Raw genomic sequence first — 4,602 nt, 5'->3', positions numbered from 1 at the left:
GGGGTGCGGTGGTGGCGCGCGCCGCGGCGGTCGCCGCGGGTGCGTCCCGGTCGGGCGTCGTGACCGGCGCCGGCGCGGCAAGCAGGGGCGGCGGCGTCGCACGGGCCGCGGTCACCTGTGCGGCCGGGGCGATCCCGGGCGGTGCGGGGTCTACGCTGGCCGGGCCGCGCAGCGCCGCGGCCCAGCCGGCTGGGAGCGCAGCGGCGCCGACCGTGGATCCGAGCCCCGCGAGGAGGGCACCGGTGGTGAGACCGACCAACAGCACACCGCCGCTTCGCCATGATCGGGTCACGGCGCGGTAACGTAGCAGCACTGTGAGTATCAACTCCGATTCCGCCGTTCGGCTCACCGCGTGGGTCCACGGGAACGTACAGGGAGTGGGTTTCCGCTGGTGGACCCGCTCCCGCGCCCTCGAGCTCGGACTCGTCGGGCAGGCCCGCAACCTCCCCGACGGCCGCGTCGCGGTCGTGGCGGAGGGTGATCGCGCGGCGTGCGAGCAGCTGCTGGAACTGCTGCGGGGCGACCGGACCCCCGGCTACGTCGATCACGTCGTGGAGCAGTGGGGCGGGGCCCGCGGCGAGTTCAACGGGTTCGTCGAAGCCTGAACCCGCGGCTGATCCGGGGCGCCGATCGGCGCCCGGTAGCCTTCGTGGCCACCTGTCCTCGGGAGACCACGCACCGTGCACCTCAAGAGCCTGACGTTGAAGGGCTTCAAGTCCTTCGCCTCGGCGACCACATTGCGCCTGGAACCGGGCATCACGTGCGTGGTCGGGCCGAACGGCTCGGGAAAGTCCAACGTCGTCGACGCGATCAGCTGGGTACTCGGCGAGCAGGGCGCCAAGGCCCTGCGCGGCGGCAAGATGGAGGACGTGATCTTCGCCGGCACGTCCGGCCGGGCGCCGCTGGGCCGCGCCGAGGTCACGCTGACCATCGACAACTCCGACGGCGCGCTGCCCATCGAGTACTCCGAGGTCTCGATCACCCGCCGGATGTTCCGCGACGGCGCCGGCGAGTACGAGATCAACGGATCGAGTTGCCGGTTGCTCGACATCCAGGAGCTGCTGTCCGACTCCGGCATCGGCCGGGAGATGCACGTCATCGTCGGGCAGGGCCAGCTCGACTCGGTGCTGCAGTCCAAGCCCGAGGACCGGCGTGCCTACATCGAGGAGGCGGCCGGCGTCCTCAAGCACCGCAAGCGCAAGGAGAAGGCGCTGCGGAAGCTCGACGCGATGCAGGCCAACCTGACCCGGCTGACCGACCTGACCGCGGAGCTGCGCCGTCAGCTCAAGCCGCTGGGCCGCCAGGCGGAGATCGCCCGGCGCGCGCAGGCCGTGCAGTCCGAGCTGCGCGACGCCCGGCTGCGGCTCGCCGCCGACGATCTGGTGTCCCTGCAGGAGGCGCTGGCCCGCGAGGAGGCCGGCGAGAACGCGGCCCGGGCGCGGCGCGCGGAGGTCGAGGAAGAGCTCGTCGTCGCCCGTGAGGCGCAGGGCGCGCTGGAGGAGGCGCTGGCCGCCGACGCGCCGCGGCTCGCCGCCGCACAGGACGTCTGGTACCGGCTCTCGGCGCTGGCCGAGCGGCTGCGTGGCACGGTCCGGCTGGCCCAGGAACGGGGCCGGCACATGGCCGACTCCGAGGCCGCCTCGCGTGCGCCGGGGCGTGACCCCGATGAGCTGGAGCGCGAGGCCGACGCGGTCGCCGAGCAGGAGGACGAACTGGTCGCCGCCGTCGCCGAGGCCCGGCGCCGGCTCTCCGACGTGCTGGAGGAGCGCGCCGAGCACGAGCGCACGCTGGCCGCGGCCGAGCGGGCGCACCTCGCGGCGGTCCGGGCCATCGCCGACCGCAAGGCCGGGCTGGCCACCCTCGCCGGGAAGGCCGAGGCGCTGCGCAGCGGCGCCGCGGCCACGGCGGAGGAGATCGAGCGGCTGTCGGAGGCCCTCGGCGAGGCGCAGGCGCGGACCGAGCAGGCCGAGGCCGAGCTGTCGGCCGCCCGCGACGAGGTGGGTGTGCTCGACGACGGCGACTCCGATCTCGGGCACCGGGTGGCCACCGCGACCGAGGCCCACCGCAGCGCCCGGGAACGGGTCGCGGAGCTGGTGAAGCGGGAGCGCGAGGTCGAGCAGCAGCGGGCGCACTGGCGGGCCCGGGTGGATGCGCTGTCGGTCGGGCTCGCCCGCAAGGACGGCAGCGGGGCCCTGCTGACGGGAGAGCTGACCGGCGTCCTCGGCTCGGTGTCCGGGCTGCTCACGGTGGACGCGGAAGCCCGCACCGCGATCGCGGCCGCGCTGGGGGAGCTGGCCGAGGGCGTCGCCGTCGACTCGACGGACGCCGCGGTCGCGGCGCTGACGACGCTGCGCTCCGACGACGCCGGCGCCGCGGCGCTGCTCGTCGGCGGCGGGCCCGACGGATCACCCGTGGGGACGCCCCCGGCCGGACGGTGGGCCTCGTCGCTGGTCAGCGCGCCGGAGCGGCTGGTGGGAGCGGTGCACCAGGTGCTGCGCGACGTCGTCGTGGTCGATGACCTCGCCGCTGCCCGCGCCGTGGTCCAGGCCCGTCCCGAGCTCACCGCGGTGACCCGGGACGGCGACGTGCTGGCCGCCGGCCGGGCCCGTGGCGGCTCCGGTGCCGCGTCGAGCGCGCTGGACGTGCAGGCCGCGGTCAACGAGGCACTGGAGGCCCGGGAGAAGGTCGAGGAGGAGCTCGCCCTGCTGCGGCCGGCGCTGGACGGGGCGCGCGCCGAGGAGGCGGCCCGGCAGGCCGACGTCGAGGCGGCCCGGCAGACGCAGAAGGCCGCCGAGTCCCGGCGGTCCGCGGCGAACGCCCAGCTCGGGCGCCTGGAGCAGGTGGTCCGCTCGGCGGAGGCCGAGGCGGCCCGGCTTCGCGAGCGCCGCGACGCCGTCGAGTCCCGCCGCTCCGACGCCCTGCTCGCGCTGGAGGCCGCCGAGCAGCAGCTGTCCGTGGCCGAGGGCGAGCCGCTGGACGACGAGCCGGACACCGAGATCCGCGACGCGGCCGCCGACGCGCTGGCACAGGCCCGTGCCGAGGAGGTCGAGTCCCGGCTCGCCCTGCGCACGGTCGAGGAGCGTGCCCGGGCGATCGCGGGGCGGGCGGAGTCGCTGCGCCGGCAGGCCTCGTCGGAACGGCAGGCACGGGCGCGCGCGGCCGCCGCCCGCGCCGAGCGGGAGCGCGCGGCCGCGGTGGCCGCACTCGTCGTCGACGCCGGGGAGCGGGCCCTGGAGCGGATCGAGGTGTCGCTGGCCGAGGCGGCCACCGAGCGGGACGCCGCCGCGGCCGCCCGCGCCGAGCGGGAGCAGGCGCTCGGCGAGGCGCGGACCACGGTGGGCCGGCTGACCGCGCTGCTGGAGAAGCTCATCGACGCCGTACACCGTGACGAGGTGCTGCGCGCCCAGTCCCGGCTGCGGCTCGAACAGCTCACCGAGAAGGTGCTGGCCGACCACGGGCTCGCCGTCGACGACCTCGTCGCCGAGTACGGCCCGCACGTGGCCGTGCCGCCTTCCCCGGCCGAGGTCGCGGAGTACGAGGCGGCGAAGGAGCGCGGTGAGGAGGTCGTCGCGCCGCCGTCGATGGCGTACGACCGGCCCACCCAGGAACGCCGGGCCAAGCGCGCCGAGAAGGACCTCTCGCTCCTGGGCAAGGTCAACCCGCTCGCGCTGGAGGAGTTCGCGGCGCTGGAGGAGCGCTACCGGTTCCTGTCCACGCAGCTCGAGGACCTCAAGAACACCCGGCGTGACCTGCTCACCGTGGTCCGCGAGGTCGACGACAAGATCCTCGAGGTGTTCACGACGGCGTACGCCGACGTGGCCCGCGAGTTCGAGATCGTCTTCTCCACGCTGTTCCCCGGTGGCGAGGGGCGGCTGGTGCTCACCGATCCCGACGACATGCTCACGACCGGTATCGAGGTCGAGGCGCGGCCGCCGGGCAAGAAGGTCAAGCGGTTGTCGCTGCTGTCCGGCGGGGAGCGCTCGCTCACCGCGATGGCGCTGCTCGTGGCCATCTTCCGGGCCAGGCCGTCGCCGTTCTACATCCTTGACGAGATCGAGGCCGCGCTCGACGACGTCAACCTGCGGCGGCTGATCAGCCTCTTGGAGGAGCTGCGGTCGACCAGCCAGCTCATCGTCATCACGCACCAGAAGCCCACCATGGAGGTGGCCGACGCGCTGTACGGCGTGTCGATGCGCGGCGACGGGATCACGACCGTGATCTCGCAGCGGCTGCGCCCGGCGTCCTAGGTGTTGTGACCTGACACGTTGTTGACGGTCATGCGGCGAGTCGGGTGATCGGGGGTCGGCCGCGGAGGGCGGAGTGGGTGCGTTCGTGGGGACCATGGACGCCCGGCGGCCGGTCGGTCGTGAGCATGACAGGCTGGACGGGTGACCACGGAGACCCTGTGGATCGTCGTAGCGGTCATCGCGGCGGTCCTGCTGATCGCTCTCATCCTCGGGCTGGTGATCGGCCGACGCCGACGGATCAGCCTGCGTGAGGCCGACGAACTCGAACGCGAGACCGGGCCGGAGGGCAAGCCGCCTCCACGTGGAGGCACCTACCAGGCCGGCGGTGGATTCAACTTCTCCGCCGGAGCCGGTG

2 protein-coding genes and 2 pseudogenes are annotated in these 4,602 nt (G+C 74.6%); 3 read left to right on the top strand and 1 reads right to left on the bottom strand.

Translation table 11 applies throughout. The annotated features are described in order from the left end of the window. Nucleotides 1-265 (bottom strand): annotated as a pseudogene (locus HF519_RS30720) (hypothetical protein); the annotation flags it as partial. Between the two features lie 49 nt (nt 266-314). On the opposite strand from HF519_RS30720, the gene HF519_RS29415 reads away from it, so the two are divergent. From HF519_RS29415 to HF519_RS29405, 3 genes and pseudogenes are all read left to right on the top strand, one after another. Next, on the top strand, nt 315-605 hold the full coding sequence (locus HF519_RS29415) for an acylphosphatase (protein ID WP_169416229.1): 291 nt from the start codon (nt 315-317) through the stop codon (nt 603-605). A 75-nt stretch (nt 606-680) separates the two neighbouring features. Further along, nucleotides 681-4,247 (top strand): chromosome segregation protein SMC, encoded by a 3,567-nt coding sequence (smc, locus tag HF519_RS29410; RefSeq protein WP_169416228.1) that lies wholly within the window; start codon nt 681-683, stop codon nt 4,245-4,247. A gap of 141 nt (nt 4,248-4,388) precedes the next feature. Continuing rightward, nucleotides 4,389-4,602: pseudogene (locus tag HF519_RS29405) on the top strand (signal recognition particle-docking protein FtsY); the annotation flags it as partial.

The sequence above is a fragment of the Pseudonocardia bannensis genome (genome assembly GCF_012911875.1).
Classification (GTDB): Bacteria; Actinomycetota; Actinomycetes; order Mycobacteriales; family Pseudonocardiaceae; genus Pseudonocardia; species Pseudonocardia bannensis.
Note: the sequence above shows the minus strand (reverse complement) of the source record. Positions and strands in the feature narration are given on the sequence as shown.